18 protein-coding genes, 1 tRNA gene and 1 pseudogene are annotated in these 20,281 nt (G+C 33.8%); 5 read left to right on the forward strand and 15 right to left on the reverse strand.

Annotation, left to right across the window (positions count from 1 at the left end; genetic code table 11):
• Positions 1–12 precede the first annotated feature (12 nt).
• The 3 genes from rfaD to AC5LW9_RS06775 all read right to left on the reverse strand — a co-directional run bounded on the left by rfaD (position 13) and on the right by AC5LW9_RS06775 (position 2,768).
• Positions 13–939: an ADP-glyceromanno-heptose 6-epimerase gene (gene rfaD, locus AC5LW9_RS06765; protein WP_198227794.1), complete on the reverse strand. Its 927-nt coding sequence runs from the start codon at positions 937–939 to the stop codon at positions 13–15.
• 323 nt (positions 940–1,262) lie between these two features.
• On the reverse strand, positions 1,263–2,033 hold the full coding sequence (locus AC5LW9_RS06770; protein WP_198227793.1) for a methyltransferase domain-containing protein: 771 nt from the start codon (positions 2,031–2,033) through the stop codon (positions 1,263–1,265).
• Positions 2,034–2,036: 3 nt separating this feature from the next.
• Positions 2,037–2,768, reverse strand: coding sequence for a 1-acylglycerol-3-phosphate O-acyltransferase (locus AC5LW9_RS06775; protein ID WP_198227792.1), 732 nt, complete (start codon positions 2,766–2,768; stop codon positions 2,037–2,039).
• A gap of 88 nt (positions 2,769–2,856) precedes the next feature.
• On the opposite strand from AC5LW9_RS06775, the gene mnmC2 reads away from it, so the two are divergent.
• On the forward strand, positions 2,857–3,576 hold the full coding sequence (gene mnmC2 / locus AC5LW9_RS06780; RefSeq protein WP_493456577.1) for a tRNA (5-methylaminomethyl-2-thiouridine)(34)-methyltransferase MnmC2: 720 nt from the start codon (positions 2,857–2,859) through the stop codon (positions 3,574–3,576).
• 352 nt (positions 3,577–3,928) lie between these two features.
• On the opposite strand, the gene tamB is transcribed toward mnmC2, so the two are convergent.
• The 6 genes from tamB to dapB form a co-directional block, all read right to left on the reverse strand.
• Complete coding sequence (tamB, locus tag AC5LW9_RS06785) at positions 3,929–7,735, reverse strand: autotransporter assembly complex protein TamB (protein WP_493456578.1); 3,807 nt, start codon at positions 7,733–7,735, stop codon at positions 3,929–3,931.
• Between the two features lies 1 nt (position 7,736).
• Positions 7,737–9,419: an autotransporter assembly complex protein TamA gene (gene tamA / locus AC5LW9_RS06790; protein ID WP_493456599.1), complete on the reverse strand. Its 1,683-nt coding sequence runs from the start codon at positions 9,417–9,419 to the stop codon at positions 7,737–7,739.
• A 168-nt stretch (positions 9,420–9,587) separates the two neighbouring features.
• Positions 9,588–10,040: a WapI family immunity protein gene (locus tag AC5LW9_RS06795; RefSeq protein WP_198227788.1), complete on the reverse strand. Its 453-nt coding sequence runs from the start codon at positions 10,038–10,040 to the stop codon at positions 9,588–9,590.
• A 45-nt stretch (positions 10,041–10,085) separates the two neighbouring features.
• Complete coding sequence (hpt, locus tag AC5LW9_RS06800; protein ID WP_065737232.1) at positions 10,086–10,625, reverse strand: hypoxanthine phosphoribosyltransferase; 540 nt, start codon at positions 10,623–10,625, stop codon at positions 10,086–10,088.
• 136 nt (positions 10,626–10,761) lie between these two features.
• The gene (gene tadA / locus AC5LW9_RS06805; RefSeq protein ID WP_216355821.1) at positions 10,762–11,232 is read right to left on the reverse strand and encodes a tRNA adenosine(34) deaminase TadA; all 471 of its coding nucleotides are present in this window, start codon (positions 11,230–11,232) and stop codon (positions 10,762–10,764) included.
• Positions 11,233–11,259: 27 nt separating this feature from the next.
• Positions 11,260–12,081 (reverse strand): 4-hydroxy-tetrahydrodipicolinate reductase, encoded by an 822-nt coding sequence (gene dapB / locus AC5LW9_RS06810; protein WP_493456579.1) that lies wholly within the window; start codon positions 12,079–12,081, stop codon positions 11,260–11,262.
• A gap of 136 nt (positions 12,082–12,217) precedes the next feature.
• Here dapB and AC5LW9_RS06815 point away from each other — a divergent pair, with 136 nt between their 5' ends.
• The gene (locus AC5LW9_RS06815; RefSeq protein WP_493456580.1) at positions 12,218–13,417 is read left to right on the forward strand and encodes an MFS transporter; all 1,200 of its coding nucleotides are present in this window, start codon (positions 12,218–12,220) and stop codon (positions 13,415–13,417) included.
• A gap of 33 nt (positions 13,418–13,450) precedes the next feature.
• Here AC5LW9_RS06815 and bamJ read toward each other — a convergent pair whose 3' ends face one another.
• Complete coding sequence (bamJ, locus tag AC5LW9_RS06820; protein WP_144091938.1) at positions 13,451–14,062, reverse strand: BamJ family beta-barrel-assembly machinery protein; 612 nt, start codon at positions 14,060–14,062, stop codon at positions 13,451–13,453.
• Positions 14,063–14,273: 211 nt separating this feature from the next.
• On the opposite strand from bamJ, the gene bamE reads away from it, so the two are divergent.
• The gene (gene bamE, locus AC5LW9_RS06825; protein WP_198236265.1) at positions 14,274–14,687 is read left to right on the forward strand and encodes an outer membrane protein assembly factor BamE; all 414 of its coding nucleotides are present in this window, start codon (positions 14,274–14,276) and stop codon (positions 14,685–14,687) included.
• Positions 14,688–14,826: 139 nt separating this feature from the next.
• Here bamE and AC5LW9_RS06830 read toward each other — a convergent pair whose 3' ends face one another.
• Positions 14,827–15,204, reverse strand: a complete 378-nt coding sequence (locus tag AC5LW9_RS06830; RefSeq protein WP_198236266.1) for a DUF5362 family protein — start codon at positions 15,202–15,204, stop codon at positions 14,827–14,829.
• Between the two features lie 124 nt (positions 15,205–15,328).
• On the opposite strand from AC5LW9_RS06830, the gene dusA reads away from it, so the two are divergent.
• Positions 15,329–16,255 (forward strand): tRNA dihydrouridine(20/20a) synthase DusA, encoded by a 927-nt coding sequence (gene dusA / locus AC5LW9_RS06835; RefSeq protein WP_493456600.1) that lies wholly within the window; start codon positions 15,329–15,331, stop codon positions 16,253–16,255.
• 84 nt (positions 16,256–16,339) lie between these two features.
• Positions 16,340–18,355 carry a DNA helicase Rep gene (gene rep, locus AC5LW9_RS06840; protein WP_198236267.1) on the forward strand — a complete coding sequence of 672 codons (2,016 nt, stop codon included), beginning with the start codon at positions 16,340–16,342 and terminating at the stop codon, positions 18,353–18,355.
• 429 nt (positions 18,356–18,784) lie between these two features.
• Here the strand turns inward: rep and AC5LW9_RS06845 are convergent.
• The 4 genes and pseudogenes from AC5LW9_RS06845 to AC5LW9_RS06860 all read right to left on the reverse strand — a co-directional run.
• A pseudogene (locus tag AC5LW9_RS06845) lies at positions 18,785–19,099 on the reverse strand (terminase TerL endonuclease subunit); the annotation flags it as partial.
• A 194-nt stretch (positions 19,100–19,293) separates the two neighbouring features.
• A tRNA-Arg gene (locus tag AC5LW9_RS06850) sits at positions 19,294–19,370 on the reverse strand.
• Positions 19,371–19,529: 159 nt separating this feature from the next.
• Positions 19,530–19,952 (reverse strand): GFA family protein, encoded by a 423-nt coding sequence (locus tag AC5LW9_RS06855; protein ID WP_493455482.1) that lies wholly within the window; start codon positions 19,950–19,952, stop codon positions 19,530–19,532.
• A gap of 151 nt (positions 19,953–20,103) precedes the next feature.
• A complete protein-coding gene (locus tag AC5LW9_RS06860) occupies positions 20,104–20,253 on the reverse strand; it encodes a hypothetical protein (RefSeq protein ID WP_172398416.1) in 150 nt (49 codons plus the stop codon).
• Positions 20,254–20,281 lie beyond the last annotated feature (28 nt).

Here is a 20,281-nt window from a genome sequence, read left to right on the forward strand (position 1 = left end):
ATCAATTCCTTTCTATTGTTCGTTAAGCCATTTCATATATTCAGTTGTACCTTCAGTTACAGTTTTAAATTCAATTGGGCATCCAGTTTCTCTAAATTTAGTGAGATCAGCTTGAGTAAAGCTTTGGTATCGTCCTTTAAGGTTATCAGGGAACGGAATATAATCTATTTCCCCTTTTCTATGATAATTGACCACAGCATCAGCTACGGTTTGGAATGATTCTGCTCGACCTGTGCCACAATTGAAAATACCTGAAATTTTATTTTTCCAAAACCATAAATTTACATCAACAACGTCACTTACATAAATAAAATCGCGTTTGAAGTTATCACTACCAGTAAATAGTTTCGGTTTTTCACCTTTGTTAATTTGTTCATTTAAATGAAATGCAACGCTTGCCATACTACCTTTATGTGATTCACGTGGTCCATAGACGTTAAAATAACGGAATCCACAAACCTGTGACTTAGCTTTAGGTAATACTTGTCTTACATATTGGTCAAACAGAAATTTAGAATAACCATAAACATTCAGCGGTTTTTCATAAGCGCGATCTTCGATGAAATTATCACTGCGGCCACCATAAGTAGCAGCCGAAGATGCATATAAAAATGGAATATCAAGATCTAAACAGCAATCTAACAAGTCTTTTGAATATTGATAGTTGTTTTCCATCATAAATTTGCCATCCCATTCGGTGGTCGATGAGCAAGCTCCTTGATGAAAAATAACATCAATATCCATATCTTCACCTGCTACAACTAATGAGATAAATTCGTCTTTATCCATATAGTCAGCGATATCTAAATCAACTAAATTACTAAATTTAGTACCGTCGGTTAAATCATCCACCACTAAAATATTTTTGTGTCCTTGGTCATTTAACCCCTTAACAATATTACTACCAATAAATCCAGCACCGCCAGTTACTACGATCATATCAAATTCCTTAACCAATAAAATGAATCCACTTATAATACCGATTTATGACAAATTTTTCGAGTGATGATTTATTTTCAAGGCTGGTGCGCATTGAAAATTCATAATATCATATCATCATTACTTGCATATCCATTGGGTTGATAGTTGACAAAATACGAATAAGATCAGTTAATTAATTGTTATTTGATCTGACAATGATTCTGTCATGTCAGGTATATTACTTAAATTAACATCGTTAGATAGATACAATATTTAGAATAAACAAGTTATAACCTATGAAATAGATTATAACTCTTTTGATATTGTTAATCGTTTATCAATTAATTCTTTTTCGCTGTGACTAAAATATATCTTGCTAAATTAAGATAAGGTTCAGTACGACAGTATTGTTTTTCAAGCTCTAACAGCTGTTCAAATTGAGTTTCAGCCTTGGATTTATTCGCTAGATAGTCGTGGAAAATACGAATTCCTATTTTTTGTAAAATATTAAAATCTAACTGGGTCAGCCAATAATAGACATCTTTAGGCTCTCTTGGAAAATCAGGGGAGAGTGTCTTTTTTTTACGTTTTGCAAGGCCTGCTTGTGTATAACCAAAATTACCCAAGGTGACTGTTTTAAATAGCAGTCCATGGTAGTTATAAAACATCAAAGATAAATAGCCATTTACCTTTAAATGTTTTTTTAATGATTGAATTAATTCAATCGGCTCTGCAACCCATTCTAAAACGGCATGACAAATAACGATATCAAACTGTTCATCAAGTAAAGTATGAAGTTGCTGTATTGAGCAGCAAAGACAATTGATTTCGATATTTCCCTCGCTCGCTTTTTGTTTTGCTAGTTCAAGCATTTGTTGCGAAATATCACAAATGGTAACATGGTGGCCGAGTTTAGCTAGTCTACAGGCGATTTGACCTTGTCCACCACCAGCATCAAGGATATTTAGGGGTTTATTTGCAGGATAGTTAGCTAAAATATTCTCAAGTTCTTGCCAAACTACCGCTTCACGAATTCGACCTTTAGTTGTACCATAAATATTTTGTGCAAATTTGCCACTGATATCATCAAAATTGCGATCTTGTTTACTCATAAATTACTTTTGATTGTTAAGTTGTTGTACTTCAGCATTGATTTCCGCTATTTTGTTAGACATTTGTGCATAGCACTGTTCCATTAATGCTTTGGCATCTTCTTTGCGAAGGTTTTTAGTTTCAATTGGATCGAGCATTTCAACAATCATATGCCCATTATTGATACGATTTAACTTAATTTTAGTCGTCTCTGATACACAAATTGGTACAATGGGTACACCGGCTGCTATTGCTGCTTTAAATGCACCCATTTTAAAAGGTAACAGTCCTCGACCGCGGCTACGTGTACCTTCAGGAAACATCCAAATAGAAATACCACGATTTTGAATTTCTCTAACCACTTGTTCAATGGTATCGCGTGCTTTTGATTTATTGTTGCGGTCAATGAGTATATTACCTGTAAGGTAATAAAGTTGCCCAAAAAATGGGATCCAAGCCAAACTTTTTTTACCAACGGTGACAGTTTTCGGTTGTACAATATCAGCAGCAACCACCAAATCGAAATTATTCTGGTGATTAGCAATATAAACACAGCTTCCCATATTACTAATTTTAGAATAGGGGCGTGTAGTGACTTTAACGCCAAATACCGGTTGGAACAACAAACTAAATAAATGGGCGAATCTTGCTACATTTTTGGGGTTTCTTGGATTAAATAAACAAAAAATCACGCCAAAAACACAAAGAATAATTCCTGTGATGACGACAAAAATTAAGCGAAAAATAAAAACCATAATTTACCTCATAAGTTAACTTGGCGTATTATATACGTAATCAACGTTAATATACAGTTTGTAAAAATCACGCGTCTATAGGATGTTTATGCTTAAATCAACGATTATTTGGGACGAAAATCAAACCCCAATTTCAACTTATTTTAATGATGTGTATTTTAATACGGAAGGAGCAATTGACGAAACCCGTTACGTGTTTATTGAAGGTAATGATTTATATCAACGTTTTTTACAGCATGAGCAAGAGACATTTATAGTTGGCGAAACCGGTTTTGGTTCAGGTCTCAGTTTTTTAATTTTATGGCAAACATTTTTACATTTTAGAGATCAACATCCAAATCATGTTCTTAAAAAAATTAAATTCTTTAGTGTTGAAAAATTTCCATTATCATCAGATGAATTAAAGCAAATTCATCATAATGTATTAACCAAAGATAAAAATTTACAAAACTTAGCATCGCAACTGCAGACCAATTTCAGTGAAATTCAAAGCATTTACCATTTTGATAATGTCTCGTTGTCCATTTTTTATGATGATGTTAGTTATTTCCCCGATTTTCTAAGAAAACAAAATATATTGATTAATGCTTGGTTTTTTGACGGATTTTCGCCAGCTAAAAACCCTGATATGTGGTCAGAATCATTATTTAAAAAATGTTATACATTAACGGCAAATAAGGGCACTTTTGCGACTTTTACATCTGCAGGATTTGTACGTCGTAACCTACTTAATGCTGGGTTTAATGTATTTAAACATAAAGGCTTTGGTATAAAGCGTGAAATGTTAATCGGCAATAAGACTGAATAATATTGTTTCTTCCACAAAACATAAAATGAAGTGAAAAATCTCAATTAGAAAGTACGATTCTTGAATCGGATCCTTGTAGTCAAGCTAGAGATGCTCTTCGTAATAGGAGAATGGAATATATTTGTTTTAAGAAAAAATTTATGAATAATTATAAAGTTAAATCCCATTCTAAAATGGGGTTTAACTAATTATGAATGTTAAAATTAGCTTTTCAACGCTATTTTAATTAAGATAAAAAACTAATCAATCTAACCTTTGTCTTATTTTTTAACACTTAGATGCATTATTTTCAAACCCACCTATAACCTATATCCATAAATTTTATCATTTACATTAACTTTGATTAGTAAATTTAAAACTCAATTTGATAAATTACATCTAGTGCTTGAGCTAAACCAGAAGTCGCTTCTAAATAGAGACTTGGCATAAGTCTATAGCGTAATGTAAAAGTTGCCAAAGAATCAAAAATACCGACTCCATATTTAAGTTGTAGATGCGGTAAAATATAGCCACTCACGACCACTTTTGAACTATCACCTGCGCCTTGAGTATCTAAAGTAAGATTTTTAATCCCAAACATATTACCGATATCACCAATGTATTTCCCTGTTCTAGATGTACCAATTCCGACTAATAATGCTGTCATCATGTCGTTTTCACTTTGATCAGAGTTATCAAGACCTTGTCCACGGATTAGGTAAGATAATGCTTCTTGTTGCGACATTGCAGGGTCGGAGAAGATGTCAATTTTTGGATCTTCTGATGAGCCCGTTACCCGAATTCCTGCTGTAATATTACTTTTATCTATTGAGTCTGGATTACGTATTGCTTCAACATCAAGTATAGCGCGATCACTTGGTCCTGAAAACGTAATAACCCCTTTGCGAATAATTAAGTCTTGACCATACGCATGAAACCGTCCGCTAGGAATTAATACTTCACCATGTAGATCTAAACCTTTATTAGTCTGTGTGGCAACTAAATGTCCCTTTAGTTTAGCGTTTAAACCAAATGCATCAACAGAAACATCATTCCCAATATTAATTTCAAGATGACTATTGATTTTCATACCAAACTTCTGTGGTTCTATTTGATTTCCATTTCTATCAAGCATCACTTCATCTGGTGAAACATCGATACTTGAGGCTGGCAGTGAATCAACGGTAATCTTACCTTTAGGTATGTTAATTTTTCCTAATAGAGTTAATTCATCTTGAGTTGCGTTAATTTTGATATCAGGAACAATACTCATTACAATCATTGGTGGAACCGATACCTGCATTGCTGCACCATTGACTGTTAAATTAGCCTGCCATTTATCTAAATTTTGCCAGCTTGCATTACCGTTAATATCAACATTACCTGATTGAGTTGTCAGAATTCCCTGTAAGGTTGAAGATTTACCATTCAATTTTATATCAAGCGTTGCTGATTTAATGTCGATAGGTAATTGATTAGATTTTATTTCACTTTGTTTAAGATTGATATTGCCCGTTAGATAAGGATCCATTAATGAACCAGAAAATTTAACCGCTCCATTAATGGCACCTTTAGTGTATTCATTTTTATCTAACAGTGGGTTAAGGATTGCCAAAGCCAAATTATCAATTATTAATTGACCACTTAATTTTTTCTGATTGTTTGGATCAGTAATAAGTAGATCTCCATTAATTTTTCCTAATTCTTTTAGACTAAAATGCCAATCTAATTTAGCCTGTTGTTCATTAAATTCTACATTAATATTAAATAAATCAAATGGAATAGGTAAGGCTTGATTTACTATCATTTGCTGAACAAAAACTTTATTACTGGTTATATTGGCTTTAATAGCAGGCGTTTTGCTGTTATTGCCAAATTTAATTTCTACTTTACTGTTTATGCTACCTGCAAGTTTTGTCTCGCCATCATTTGGTATAGGTAGTCTGGCTAAATCAATATCTTTCAGGGTTATTGTTGATTGAGTATTAGGTATAGGTGATAATGGCTTATCTAAGCAGATGCTTGAAAAGCTATTGTGCCAACAATGGGCTCCAATAGTGGGGATTTGTTGATTTAAATCATAAGTTAAAGTTAAAGGTTGAGTTAATGACCAATGGTTATTATTACCTAAATTTAATAGTGCATTAGATATATTGCCGCTCCATTTAGTATGGTCTTTATCAATTTTCCCCGTTAATGATGTTTTTAATGATGCAGGATTACCATCAAGATCAATACTTAAAGTATGCTTACTTTCATTACCAACAAGATCAATGTCTGCTTTTTTAATTACTTGGTTGGAAATCTCAATATTCTGTCCAATGAGTCTAAGTTGTAAGTTTAATTGGTCTTGATAGTGCACTTTACCGGATAAATTTGCTTTAGATATTGAGATATTTGGTATTTTTAAAGCGTCTACGGTTAAATTTGTATCAATGATAGGATTTGATTTCGTTCCTACCATTTTGATGTTACCAAAAATAGATCCTTGCATTTCATCGACCAATAATGCTAAAGATGCTAGATTAAGTTTTGCATTCAAATTTCCTTTTTCCGTTGAGCCATCTACATTTATTCGGTTTTTATCCCAGATTATTGCTAGATCATTAGCGGATAAATTACGTTTAGAATCAACTTGTAAATTACCGTTAGCCGAAAAATCAGCATGTTTAATTTTACCTATTAAATCTAAATCGGTAACATTGAATTGCCAAGTTTCACCTGCTAATTTACCCGTTGTATTAAATTGACCATTTAATTTTACAGGGTAATCAGGTATCTCTTTTGTTAGATCAACTTGATTAAGTTTCACATTGGTATTCCATTGCAGAGAATTTTGCCAATTCACATTTCCTGATGCAGCAATCTCACCTTGGGTTAACTTGATGATTCCACGCTTAAAGATAGCTCCTTGGTTGGTACCGTTGCCAGCAATGTCAAATATTGTTGCTGGTAAATTTTCACCTGCTACAGACCCTTTGGTTGATAAATTATATTGTTCTACATTGCCATCAATAGAGAGATCAAAATCATCAAGTTGATATTGAGCCACTCCCTCAAGAGGCCATTGAATATGTTTACCATTCAATTTGGCCATAACAGGTAAATATTTCTCGATAAAATTAATATGACCATCGATATTAAGTTGATTTAATCCTTTAAGTGAGGTATGAGTCTCTAATTTACCTAATAATTTTCCAGAAAATTGTCCATCCAAATGATTTTCTTTTGTGTCCACTTTAATAAACGTAACGAGTGGCCAATCATCACCAAGTGTGATCTCACCATTAACCGATGCATGTCCATTTATATAAGGAGTCTGTACATTGGTATCAACTTGTTTTACCATAATATGATTGTTTACCATATCTGTTTCAATGTTCACTTGATTAAATCGAAAGTCTTCCCCTCCGATATGTAATAACCAATTATCTCCGCTTAGATTACTCACATTGATATCTAATGGAATACTTACTTGAGGTAAAGAATTAATCAGTGGTTCATTAAATAATTGATTAATCTGTTCATTAATAGGTAAATTATTTTCTGTTTTTTTTCTTTGAGGTGATGTGTTATCAGGAAAAATTGCACTCAAATCCATAGCAACCGCAGGATATACGTAAATTTTTTCATTAACCCATATCGCTTTACCAGTAAAACTTGACATACCGAATTGCATATCATCAACGTTCACTTTGACCTTGTTAAGCTGTGTAGCATTTAATTCAATCGGTAATGGTGTTTTGATAATAAATCGTTCTTCGTCTACTGTTGTATCTGTTGTATCTTTTTCTGAAGGTTCGAATTGTTTGGTATCAATCTGAACGTTTACTCCATCTGCATCAAAGTTTTTCAGGCAGATCTTGGTCTGTATTAAACATGAACCTGATAATTCAAGAGAAGCATCTTGAACGCTTACATGGACTCCAGTTAAATCTAATGAAAGTCCTTGTATATGTAAATTATGAAACGATCCTTCAACTTGTTGAATTTTCAGTTCTGGCAGATATTTATTTAATGCAAACATGGTAAGTTTTACACCTAAACTTGTGTAAATCACCATAATGATAAATGTAATTAGAAAGATGAAAATAGACAGTATGATAATACTGCGTTTTTTCCATTTTCCTTTGGATTTTGAGTTTTCAGCAACAGCATCATGATTAGCATTTTCAGACATATTATAATTCGCTTCCTAAACCAATATATAGGTGAACAGAGCCTTTATCTTTTCTGTTTAATGGGGTTGCCAGATCCAATTTTATAGGGCCAACAGGTGATGACCATCTAATACCAAATCCGCTACCGGTATAAAATTTAGCTTTATCAACTTTATCTATTGCTTCACCACTATCAATAAATACTGCTCCCCACCATGGACCAGATAAATTATATTGATATTCTGCCGAACCAGTGATGAGTTTAGATGCACCTTTAAGTTTCCCTTTTTTATCCTCTGGCGAAATAGATTGGTAGCTGTAACCACGAATACTTCGATCACCACCAGCAAAAAATCGAAAAGAAGGCGGTACTCTGTTAAAATTACTCGCTTGAATTATCCCAAAATTCCCTCTAACAATAAATCGATGAGATTCTTTTAATGAACGGATCCAAGTTTGTTGTGCTTGGAAACGAACTAAATTGATATCAGAACCTAATGTTTCTGCTGCGGCTTCAACTGAATAACGTTGGGAATCACCCCACATAGGTAATATATTATCGTCACTACGGATGCGTGAAAGACTAAGCGAGGGATAGTATAAGAATGTTTTATAACTTGAATCCCCTTGGGTAAAATCATCCCTTAGCATACTTAGACCTAATGCTGTTTGCCATCCTTCAAAGCGATCCCAATTGCGCAACACTCCAAAAGTATAGGAACGCGAATAAGTATCATTATTGTCAATTTTTTTATAACCACCTTGGATAGTGTAATACTGCTCTAAAGGTGATTGTTTAAGGGGTATTTTATAACTCATGGTTATCATTTGTTCAGGTGATGATAGAGATAAATTACTTTGAAAACTTTGTCCTCGACTATTAATCCAAGGTTTACTCCAGCCAATTCTACCATGTACGCCATTATCCGTAGAGTATCCTAACCCTAAGTCCATACTATTTTTTTTACGCGGCGAAGTTGTCACTTCAATAGGGAGAGTTTTATCCTCACTTAGATGAGGAAAGTCTGGTGTAACAAGAACAGAATTAAACCAATTGGTTGAATTAAGACGTCTATTTAATACAGATAGCTGTTCAGCCGTATATTTTTCACCTTCTTTAAATGGTACTAGATTAGCTAAATAGTCTTTACGGATTTTCACATTTGGAAAACTAACTTTACCAAATTTGTAACGTTGACCCGTATTCAAATCAATATTCCAATAAGCTTGGTGTTCATAATTTGATACAGCTAACTGATGCTTAGACAGATTAGCATCGAAATATCCTTTTTCTAACGATAGATTAAGTAATGATTTTTTAAATGATTCGTAACTACCATGATTCAAAATATCACCTTTTTTAGGCAAGTCATGTTCAAGTAACTCATTAAAATCTTTATCTTGTTTACCTTCACCCGTAATATTTATGTTAAGTTGTTCAATTAGTATTGGTATGCCAGGTGAAATTTTAACAGTTAATACTTTAGGATCTTGTTCAAAATATTCAAAACTAGGGGAGTAATATCCTAACGCTCGAAGGGCTTTTTGTGCTTCGCTTTCAAAATAACGCTTAAAATTAGGTGAATTATTGATTTTATTTGGTTCAATTAATGAAACGCGGGCATCCACATTATCAGCAAGTTCCCCAGATAAACCTTTAATTGATAACTTCATATCAGCATGACAATATGCTGTAGTTATCATTAAAACTAAACATAATGAACGGGAAAATCGTGACACAAACACCTCGATGATTTTTTAGAAATTGTTTTGGAAGCTATTATGGGTTTGTTATTGTCTGTAAATTTAACATATTTGTTGTTTCATCGTCTATGATACGCTTTGTAAAATAAAGTTAATTCTCATGGAATATTATGTTCGATAAGGGAATTTTACAATCCATTGTTTTAGATGTTTTAGTATCGTTGCTAAGTTATCTTTAGATAATTCAAAAACGATTGTCCAATTATCTTGTAACTCATAGTGAGCATCAAGACAAAAATCTGGTTCAAGTTCACAACTAAGTGTAATTGAAATTGTTACTATTTGATTTTTATAAGAAATAAATGCAAGTGAAAAGCAAGGCTCAGTAAACCATAACTTAGCATCACTTGGTAATTTGCTTTTTGATAGATCATTAAACCAATTGTATAGTGTGTGTAGATCAGCGATTTCTAAAGCAGGATCGGTTTTTTCAAACCGATTACCACTTTGTTGGACGATGACTTTTAGCAAACACCAATCATCTTTGCTGTCAGGGAACTCATAACCGATGATATCAAATTGTAAATTTACCGTCTTTGTAATATCTGTTAACTCGATCATTTATTCGTCCTTGCTTGTTTTTTAAATTTTAAAACTAATCCTTAATTAAGAGTCAAGTAATGTTACATGACCAATATAAGGTAAATGACGATAGTGCTGAGCATAGTCAATACCATAACCAACCACAAACTCATCTGGAATAGAAAAGCCGATATATTTTACTGGTACGTTTACTTCTCGACGTGACGGTTTGTCAAGTAAAGTACAAATTTCAATGCTACGTGGGTGACGTAATTTTAAGATTGCCATCACTTTACTTAGTGTATTACCTGTATCAATAATATCTTCAACAATTAATACATCTTTATCGCGGATATCTTCATCCAAATCCTTTAGAATTTTGACATCACGATTACTAACAACCGCATTGCCATAACTTGATGCCGTCATAAAATCGACTTCATGACCAACAGTGATTGCTCGACTTAAATCAGCCATAAATATAAATGAACCTCGTAAAAGTCCAACTAAAACTAGTTCGTTTTGACTATCTTTATAATCTTGACTAATTTGTAGACCTAAATCAATTACGCGTTTTTTGATATCTTCTTCGGATATCATCATTTCTAATGTGTGTTTTTTCATTAATTGTGCTCAAAATAACTTTTTAAATAAATCGAACTAGATTTTAGCAATTTTCCTGACTAAAAAAAATAAGCAGGCAATTTTTTATTAAACTATAAAAAAATACTTGCTTTTTTACTTAAACGTATAGTTAACCTCAAACTTCTTGGCAGCACTTTTTAAGTGCTTTTTTTTGTAAGCGCCTTTTTTTGAAAAATTCACTTAAAATATTACCACATTCATTTGCTAACACGCCTCCAGTTACTTCTGCATAGTGATTGATTCCCTGATGTGCAAGAATATCAATTAACGAACCTGCAGCTCCTGTTTTATAATCACTTGCACCATAGACAACACGTTTAACACGACTGTGAATAATGGCGCCAGCACACATGATGCAAGGCTCCAATGTGACATAAAGGGTAGTATTAATTAATCGATAATTTTTTAAATATTCACCTGCGTTTGCTAATGCTATCATTTCAGCATGAGCAGTGGGGTTATGTGTCAAAATTGATTGATTAAAACCTTCACCAATAATGTTATTATTTTCGTCAACAATAACCGCGCCAACAGGAATTTCCCCAATTTCTTCAGCTTTTTTAGCTAACATGAGTGCATGCTGCATCCAAACTTCATCTAACATCTTAGGAATTTATAAGCTATTTAAATTAAGGACATCGCGCATGTCATACAAACCAATAGGTTGTTTTGCAAGCCACAATGCAGCACGCACTGCACCATTAGCAAAGGTCATCCTGCTAGAAGCTTTATGACTAATTTCAACTCGTTCACCAATATCTGCAAAGATGGCCGTGTGTTCGCCAACAATATCTCCAGCGCGAACGGTAGCAAAGCCGATAGCTCCTTTAGGACGTTCACCAGTATGTCCTTCACGACAATAAACCGCCCGATCTTTCAAATCACAATTCAGTGCATCAGCGATTGCTTCACCCATAGCTAAAGCGGTGCCTGATGGGGCATCGACTTTGTGTCGATGATGTGCTTCGATGATTTCGATATCACTATAATCGCCCATAATTTTAGTCGCTTTTTCAAGCAACTTAAGCACTAAGTTTACACCAACGCTAAAATTAGCCGCAAAAACAATGCTGATTTTTTTTGCAGCATCAGCAATTGCTTGTTTGCCTGCATCATCAAAACCAGTGGTGCCAATTATCATCATTTTTTTATTTTCGACACAAAAAGCTAAGTGATTCAATGTGCCTTCGGGTCGAGTAAAATCAATGAGTATGTCAAATTTATCTTTAGCTTGGTCGAGTTTGTCCGATACTTTAATGCCACAAACACCAATACCAGCAAGTTCGCCTGCATCAGAGCCAATAAGAGAGGAACCTTCACGTTCAAATGCTGCTCCTAATGTTACGCCATCGATTTGCGCAACAGACTGAATAAGTTGTCGTCCCATTTTGCCACCGGCACCAGCGATAGCGATACGAATAATGTTTGTAGACATATAACTTTCCTTACACTTTTGTCTATTGTCGTTAATTGGTGGCATTATAACGGAAATTAAATGACTTATACATATTGTTAAACTAAAATGAGATTACAGTTGGTAAATTATCTATAAAAAATCTTTGGGAATGGGTATGCGTTTTTCATGGTATTTTGGTTGGAATATTGTCGTTGCTGCATCAATTTTAACATTGCTTTCGAGCGGACTTAGAATGAGCATGGGCGTATTTTTCCTTCCTATAGCTAACGATCTTGGTTTTAGCCGCAGTGTTCTTTCTAGTGTTATCGCTATTGGTATGCTATTTTCTGGTATTGCTATGCCAATAGCTGGTTATTTGGTTGGTAAATATGGTACTCGCTTTGTGCTATTGCTTGGTACCCTGATAATTATACTTTCAACGATTTGGTCGGCGATGTCTCGTGATTATTGGAATTTTCTTTTTTCATTTGGCATTGCATTGTCATTTGGTACATCGTTTGTTGGCTCAGTCAGTTTTACACCTATTGTGACAAAGTGGTTTTACAAACATAGAGGATTAGCCTTATTTATCTTATCATCAGGAAGTATGGCTGGAATAGCGGTAATGCTACCAGTGTTTGCTTTTTTCATTCCTATATATGGTTGGCAAACTACTTTAGTTGGTTTTTCTATTCTTTTTATGATTATAGCCGTGCCAGTTGCACTTATGATAATGAAAGATCATCACAAAGATATCATTGAGTTTAATCAAGATACTGCACGAGAACCTCAATCAAGTATAAAACTTAGCGAAGTATTAAAAACTATACCATTTTGGCAACTTAGTTTTGGTCTTTTTACTTGTGGTTTTAGTATGAATTTATTAGGAACACATGGTGTTCCAATGCTCATTGACCATGGATTTAATGAAATGGTGAGTTCTAATGCAATTGGAATGATTGGTTTTGTCGCCATTTTTAGTACATTAGCACTTGGGTATCTTTCTGATATTGTCCAAAGAAAAAATATTTTAGTGATGGTTTATTTAGTTAGAGGCATCGGTTTTATTGCTTTGGTTTTAGCATCAAATGAATGGCAACTATTTACTATTGCAGTGTTAGGAGGATTAGTTTGGGCTGGTGCTTTGTCCACTTCAGGGGCGATTACCGCAGATATTTATGGTGTAAAAATTGTAGGATTACTTTCTGGATTAACTTATTTAGGTCATCAAATCGGAGCTATGATTGGTTCATGGTTAGGCGGTTGGGCTTATGATAACCTACATACCCATCTTGTTGCTTTTGGTATAGCAAGTATTTTATTGTTTATCGCTGCATTTAGCTCTTATTTTTTACCAAAAACAAATCATAATTAAAATGTAAATGGACGCTTTCGCGTCCATTTTTACTTATAAAACTTTCAATAATTCAACATCAAAAATTAATGCACTATAAGGTGGGATTGATGCGCCAGCACCTTGTGCTCCATAAGCCAATTCTTGAGGAATATATAAACGCCATTTAGAACCTTCAGGCATAAGTTGTAAAGCTTCAACCCAACCAGGTATCACACCATTAACAGGAAACTCAGCTGGTTGACCACGTTCAACAGAACTGTCAAATACAGTACCATCAATTAATTGACCGGTATAGTGAACTTGTACGCGATCAGTTGCTTTTGGTAGTGCTCCTTCACCAACAGTAATGATCTCATACTGTAAACCAGATTCGGTCGATTTAATGCCATCTTTTTTAAGATTTTCTGCAAGAAAATCTTTTCCTTCTTGCGCAATTTTTTCGGCCTGTTTAGCCTTTTCTTTGGTTGCTTGTTCATGTACGTGGCGTAATGCATCATGTAATTCTTGCAAAGGGAGTGCAGGTTGATTACCTGATAATACATCTTCCATTGCAAATTTTAATGCATTTAGATCTAAATTATTTAGACCTGAGTCTTTTAGTTGTTGCCCAATTTGTAATCCTATAGCATAACTTGCTTTTTGATCAATTGTATCTAATTTCATTTTTTACCTTTAATGGTTAATGGATAGAATTTATAAAGAAGTTAATTAGTTTGTAGATAAGCAAATAAATGTCAAGCAGTAATTTACATTATCAATGCGTTATTACTGTTTTATTACACAATTGGGAAAGAATTTATTAATTTGGCTAGCACTCAGCTAAAATATCAGCGATAATAGGCGCCATTATATTCTCAAAATAGGTTAAGTGTAGATGCCGTTTCGTAAATTTACCTCGCTTGTAATTTTAACTAGTATTTTATTAACTGGTTGTTCAGTCGTTGATAGTTGGGTGTATCGACCTGACATCAATCAAGGTAATTATGTGACACCAGAAGCAATTGATTTATTAAAAGTTGGTCAAACAAAAGATCAAGTTGTCTTTATCATGGGTGCACCGATGTTAACTTCTATTTTTGGTGATAACGTTTGGTATTATGTTTTTCGTCAACAACCACAACATGAAAGCATTAGTCAAAGAACGTATTCCATTTATTTTGATAAAATGGGTAGAGTGACAGATATTAAAGTTTCAGCATTGGAAAATTCAAAATCTTTAGAAGAAATGAATAAACAAGAAATATCAGATCCTATTAACGTACAATCGGATGATGAGACTAATCAATAATCATCTAACACTTTATTTTAGTCGCAATTTCGTCCATCTTTTCAGTAAAATAAAAAACCTCGTAATGTTGCGAGGTTTTTCTTTTTTATTGAGTTCAGTAAAACATAGAAAGATAAACTATAGTGCAGACAAGCTGAACTTAACGATAGCCTTGAGCGAAAGAAGCTACAAATACAACTATAAGTATTAAATATAGAATAAAAAATATAATTGAACAAATGAAAGTGATTAATTGAAATTTCCAATAACCATGTAAATTGCTTATGGCTTCAACAAAGTCATCCGCTTTTTGCAGATTCGCAGCCAGACTAAATGAATTTCCTGATTTAAACAGTTTTATCCCCCCCAAAATAACGGGAACACCGATAATTGCGGTGATAATACCTAAACAACTAATCGCACCACCTATAATAGCTATGACTCCAAAAATTTGTTGCATAATCGCAATAAATCGCATTTGTTTTCTTAATAATTCCGTAGAGTTAATTGAAATAATGTTTGTTTCATTGATATCCATGTTAATTCCCTTATACTATGAATCTTTGTTTTAAAAAAAAGACGGATAGAATAACACTTTTTCTTATAATGTCGAGGTAAGTTTGCAAAAAAAAATTGATTTAAATCATTTCTCTGTTGCGCCAATGCTGGATCTAACTGATAAACATTGTCGTTATTTCCATCGAATTCTAACCAAAAAAACGCTTTTGTATACCGAAATGGTAACAACTGGTGCAATACTATTTGGCAAAGGTGATTATTTAGCTTTCAACCAAGAAGAACAGCCAATTAGTTTACAATTAGGAGGTAGTGATCCTAAAGCACTTGCACAATGTGCAAAGTTGGCTCAACAACGTGGATATAACGAAATTAATTTAAATGTAGGCTGTCCATCCGATCGTGTACAAAATGGCATGTTTGGTGCTTGTTTAATGGGGAAAGCTGATTTAGTCGCAGATTGCATTGAGCAGATGCAAGATCAGGTTGATATACCTGTCACAGTCAAAACACGAATTGGAATTGATGATTTCGATAGTTATGATTTTTTACGTGGATTTATCGATAAAGTGATGCCTTATACTAATACTTTCATTGTTCATGCGCGCAAAGCTTGGTTATCTGGTTTGAGTCCTAAAGAAAATCGTGAAGTACCTCCACTTAATTATGAGCGTGTTTATCAGCTTAAACAAGATTACCCAGATTTAACTATTGCCATTAATGGTGGCATAAAAACAATAGACGAAATCAAACAACATCTGTGTCATGTAGATGGTGTAATGGTTGGTCGAGAAGCATATCAAAATCCATTATTGCTAACCCATATTGATTCACAGATTTTTGGATCAGATTCACCAATCATCAAACCTAAAGCAGCTATCCGCGCACTCTATCCTTATATTGAACAACAATTAACCCAAGGTGCACAGCTAAACCATATCATGCGCCATACACTGGGAATTTTTAACGGTTGTAAAGGAGCAAGGCAGTGGCGTCGATATCTTAGCGAAAATGCTCATAAAAAAGGTGCAGGCATTGAGGTTGTAGAACAAGCTTTAGCCTTTATTCAATAAAATTTATTTCAAATTTGTTACAATTGCACGTGGCTAGCATATCGTTATATACTAGCCGCCAATTTTCTTAATGGTTTATACTCTGTGCGTTTAAATTCAAGTCAACAACAAGCCGTCGAATATGTCTCAGGTCCATGCCTTGTTTTAGCGGGGGCTGGCTCTGGCAAAACTCGGGTTATTATTAATAAAATTGCCTATTTAATTCGGGTTAAAGAATATTTGCCAAGACATATTGTTGCAGTTACTTTTACCAATAAAGCTGCACGTGAAATGAAAGAACGTATAGCTCATTCAATTACTAAACAAGAGGCTAGGGGACTTAAAATTTCAACGTTCCATACTTTGGGACTTGATATTGTTAGGAAAGAATATAAACATTTGGGGATCAAATCCAATTTTTCATTATTTGATGACCATGATCAAACAGCATTATTGAAAGAATTAACCCAGCAATGGCTGGAAGGGGATAAAGATCTAATTAATCAACTTCGCGCTATGATATCAAACTGGAAAAATGATATTGTTGATTCAACCTTAGCTATGGCGCGCGCGCAAACCAATAAAGAAAAGCTTTTTGCGCATTGCTACCAACTATACGAAAAACAGTTGAAAGCGTGTAGCATTTTAGATTTTGATGATCTTATTTTATTGCCAACATTGTTGTTAAAAAATAATGAAGAAGTCCGCGAAAAATGGCAAAATCGAATCCGTTATTTGTTGGTAGATGAATACCAAGATACTAACACAAGCCAATATGAATTTATTAAATTACTGGTTGGCGATAGAGCTAAATTTACGGTAGTTGGAGATGACGATCAATCTATCTACTCTTGGCGTGGAGCCCGCCCACAAAATTTAGTATTACTTAATCAAGATTTTCCTAATTTAGAAGTCATCAAACTTGAACAAAATTACCGATCATCTGGTCGTATATTAAAAGTAGCTAATATTTTAATCGAAAATAATCCACACATTTTTGAAAAGAAACTCTTTTCAGAACTGGGTTATGGTGAAACATTAAGAATAATATCCGCAGATAACGAAGATTCTGAAGCTGAAAAGGTGGTAAACGACTTAATTGGCCATCGTTTTGCTAACAACAGCCAATATGGTCAATATGCCATATTATATCGAGGTAATCATCAATCACGCTTAATTGAGAAAATGCTCATGCAATACCGCATCCCATATCGAATATCAGGGGGGACTTCATTTTTTGCGCGTATTGAAATTAAAGATCTTATGGCATATTTGCGTTTATTGACTAATCCTGATGACGATAATGCCTTTATCCGTATTATCAATACTCCAAAGCGGGAAATTGGTCCAGTAACCATTCAAAAACTGGGTGAGTGGGCAAATCATCGTGGCGTGAGTTTATATCAAGCAAGCCATGATATGGGCCTAACGGAACTACTTTCAAGCAAACGTATGGAAACGTTGCATACTTTCATTCATTGGTTTGATTCATTAATTGAAAAATCACACACTGAGCCAATGGACGCTATTCATGAACTATTACATGGTATTCATTACGAAAGTTGGATCTATGAAACGTCAGCATCACCAACAGCTGGTCAGATGCGAATGCGTAACGTTGAACAGCTAATTAGTTGGTTAAATGACATGTTACAAGGCGATGATATTGATGAAAGTATGACCTTAGAACAAGCTGTAGCAAGATTTACTCTTCGTGATATGTTAGAGCGTAATGAAAACGAAGAAGATCTCGATCAAGTTCAGCTTATGACATTACATGCTTCAAAAGGGTTGGAATTTCCTTATGTTTATCTGATAGGCATGTCAGAAGGGCTATTACCTCATCAGACCAGTATCGATGAAGATAATATTGAAGAAGAGCGTCGTCTTGCATATGTAGGTATCACAAGAGCACAGCATGAACTTACTTTCTCATTCAGTCGTCAACGTAAACAGTTTGGTGAAACAGTATATGTCGAACCAAGTCGATTTTTATTAGAATTACCTCAAGATGATTTAGATTGGCAAGATGTACCAAACCAACTATCACCAGAAAAGAAAATGCAACAAGGTCAAAGTCGGCTAGCCATGCTAAAGGCTCAAATAGCTAATGCCAAATAATTTATGTTATTGCTAAATATTATATTGGTAGAATTATTGAATCAATAACTAGTTGATTTAATATCTGATATTCTTAAAGTTGATTAAAAAAGGAAAATAATTATGGTAAAAAAACAACGTGAGAGTTTGAAGGATGCTATTATTAAAAGTGAAGGTTCTTGTAAGGTAATACAAAAGATTCTAAATAATGCGATGCCATCTATATTAATTAGTTGTACTTGGATTTTTTTTGCTAAAGATCTGCATAATAGAAATATAATTGGTATTATTTCTTTTATTATTTATTTTACTTTATGGTTATTTGTTACATGGTATATTTGGGCTGTACCTAGTTTCCTATTATTAAAAAGACATAAAGTTCATTTCGTTTATTATTTACTTGTTGTGATGATGGTAATCTTAATGTTTGTTTTCTCACTTCAATCTATCTTACAACTCAATCCCTTTAAACTCGTCTAATACTTGTTTTTGTTCATCTGATAGGTTGATATCTATCTCGCCATATTCAAGTAAGTAGGTACCGAATGACATGAGGAAAGCAACTGCAGGGTCTATCTTGTTGGCTGCTTTCTTTTTATTGGGCTTGATGTTGGCATTTGCATCTGTTTCCATTACTACATTACCTATAGCCCAAGCCAAAACAGGATCGCCATTATGTTTAATCCGTTTACGACTAATAAATACCTCAGCAGTTTTCGACGTTGGGCTATAGCGTGCATAGGACTGTAGGGATGGCTCGACATCAAAGCAGATATTTTTAATTAAGTGGTATTGTAAACATTAAAGTATGATTAATGTGCTTTAAATCTTTCTATAGTGTAGTCCTAAATGTAGTCACAACCTTTTGAATTTATAGGATTTTATAAAATATAAATGCATGTTAATTTAAGTGGAAAGCTTGGAATTAAGGGTTTTTAGAATGTATTTGAACCTAGTAATGGCGTCCCCTACAGGATTCGAACCTGTGACCTACGGCTTAGAAGGCCGTTGCTCTATCCAGCTGAGCTAAGGAGACTTTGATGCGTTTTTTTGAGTAAACGCAGTGTATTATATAAATCTATTTTGATCCGTCAATGATTTTTAACTGTTTTTCGACTGGATTGACAAAATATCATCAATTTAACCAATTAACTTTTTAATTTCACCAAAATGCTAAGTTAAAATTGAACCATACCTAATTGTTATTAGGGATAAAATCAGACGAGTTTATAGCGTCAGGGTATTGAGTATATCCATCACATATATTATCCCAGTTTGCTTTTGAATCGGTATAAACGTGTATACGATCTTCAGTCATAATTGGTTCATTAATAAGTCCGATACGTAAACGGTAAGTATTACTATCATTTTCTCGAACTGAAAAAATATGCGATCCACAATTTGAACAAAAATGGCGATTAACGCCATTACTGGCATAAATTTTTATATTTGATTCACCTCTAATGAATGTTAAATCTGTTTTTTTTATTATTGCAGATGCATTAAATGCTGTTCCAGTTTGCTTACGACATCTTGAGCAATGACAAAACACAATAGTTTTAATATCACTACTTAACTGGTAAACAACTTCTCCACATAAACAATTGCCTGTTATCATGATTGAATTCCTTTTGTTAATTTAAAAATTTAGACTTATTTTTACATGTTAATATATAAAAACAAATAAATAAGTGAATTAGGCAATTAAATTTTGTAAATGATTATTATTGAAAAGCCGCTATAAGCGGCTTTGAATGCAAGGAAGTTAATTATTTTCGTTTAAAATTTTCATCATTTTTAGTGTATTCATATGCATCATTAATTAATCCTGCAATTCTTAAAACATTTTCAGGCTTATCAATGATAATTTGTTCTCCTGCACCTATTTCAAGTCCTGCTCTCTCAATCTCTTCTTTCATTTTTTCTGTTAATTCAATCGGTAATAGA

Source organism: Gilliamella sp. LMG 34360, assembly GCF_984568995.1.

What these genes read in the sequence shown, in the direction of transcription:
- AC5LW9_RS06815 (WP_493456580.1), top strand. Translation starts at nt 12,218, where the DNA reads ATGCGTTTTTCATGGTATTTTGGTTGGAATATTGTCGTTGCTGCATCA.
- bamJ (WP_144091938.1), bottom strand. Translation starts at nt 14,062, where the DNA reads ATGAAATTAGATACAATTGATCAAAAAGCAAGTTATGCTATAGGATTA.
- tamA (WP_493456599.1), bottom strand. Translation starts at nt 9,419, where the DNA reads ATGATAACTACAGCATATTGTCATGCTGATATGAAGTTATCAATTAAA.
- AC5LW9_RS06770 (WP_198227793.1), bottom strand. Translation starts at nt 2,033, where the DNA reads ATGAGTAAACAAGATCGCAATTTTGATGATATCAGTGGCAAATTTGCA.
- mnmC2 (WP_493456577.1), top strand. Translation starts at nt 2,857, where the DNA reads ATGCTTAAATCAACGATTATTTGGGACGAAAATCAAACCCCAATTTCA.
- tadA (WP_216355821.1), bottom strand. Translation starts at nt 11,232, where the DNA reads ATGCAGCATGCACTCATGTTAGCTAAAAAAGCTGAAGAAATTGGGGAA.
- AC5LW9_RS06830 (WP_198236266.1), bottom strand. Translation starts at nt 15,204, where the DNA reads ATGGATATCAATGAAACAAACATTATTTCAATTAACTCTACGGAATTA.
- AC5LW9_RS06860 (WP_172398416.1), bottom strand. Translation starts at nt 20,253, where the DNA reads ATGAAAGAAGAGATTGAGAGAGCAGGACTTGAAATAGGTGCAGGAGAA.
- rfaD (WP_198227794.1), bottom strand. Translation starts at nt 939, where the DNA reads ATGATCGTAGTAACTGGCGGTGCTGGATTTATTGGTAGTAATATTGTT.
- hpt (WP_065737232.1), bottom strand. Translation starts at nt 10,625, where the DNA reads ATGAAAAAACACACATTAGAAATGATGATATCCGAAGAAGATATCAAA.
- dusA (WP_493456600.1), top strand. Translation starts at nt 15,329, where the DNA reads ATGCTGGATCTAACTGATAAACATTGTCGTTATTTCCATCGAATTCTA.
- AC5LW9_RS06795 (WP_198227788.1), bottom strand. Translation starts at nt 10,040, where the DNA reads ATGATCGAGTTAACAGATATTACAAAGACGGTAAATTTACAATTTGAT.
- bamE (WP_198236265.1), top strand. Translation starts at nt 14,274, where the DNA reads ATGCCGTTTCGTAAATTTACCTCGCTTGTAATTTTAACTAGTATTTTA.
- AC5LW9_RS06775 (WP_198227792.1), bottom strand. Translation starts at nt 2,768, where the DNA reads ATGGTTTTTATTTTTCGCTTAATTTTTGTCGTCATCACAGGAATTATT.
- AC5LW9_RS06855 (WP_493455482.1), bottom strand. Translation starts at nt 19,952, where the DNA reads ATGATAACAGGCAATTGTTTATGTGGAGAAGTTGTTTACCAGTTAAGT.
- dapB (WP_493456579.1), bottom strand. Translation starts at nt 12,081, where the DNA reads ATGTCTACAAACATTATTCGTATCGCTATCGCTGGTGCCGGTGGCAAA.
- tamB (WP_493456578.1), bottom strand. Translation starts at nt 7,735, where the DNA reads ATGTCTGAAAATGCTAATCATGATGCTGTTGCTGAAAACTCAAAATCC.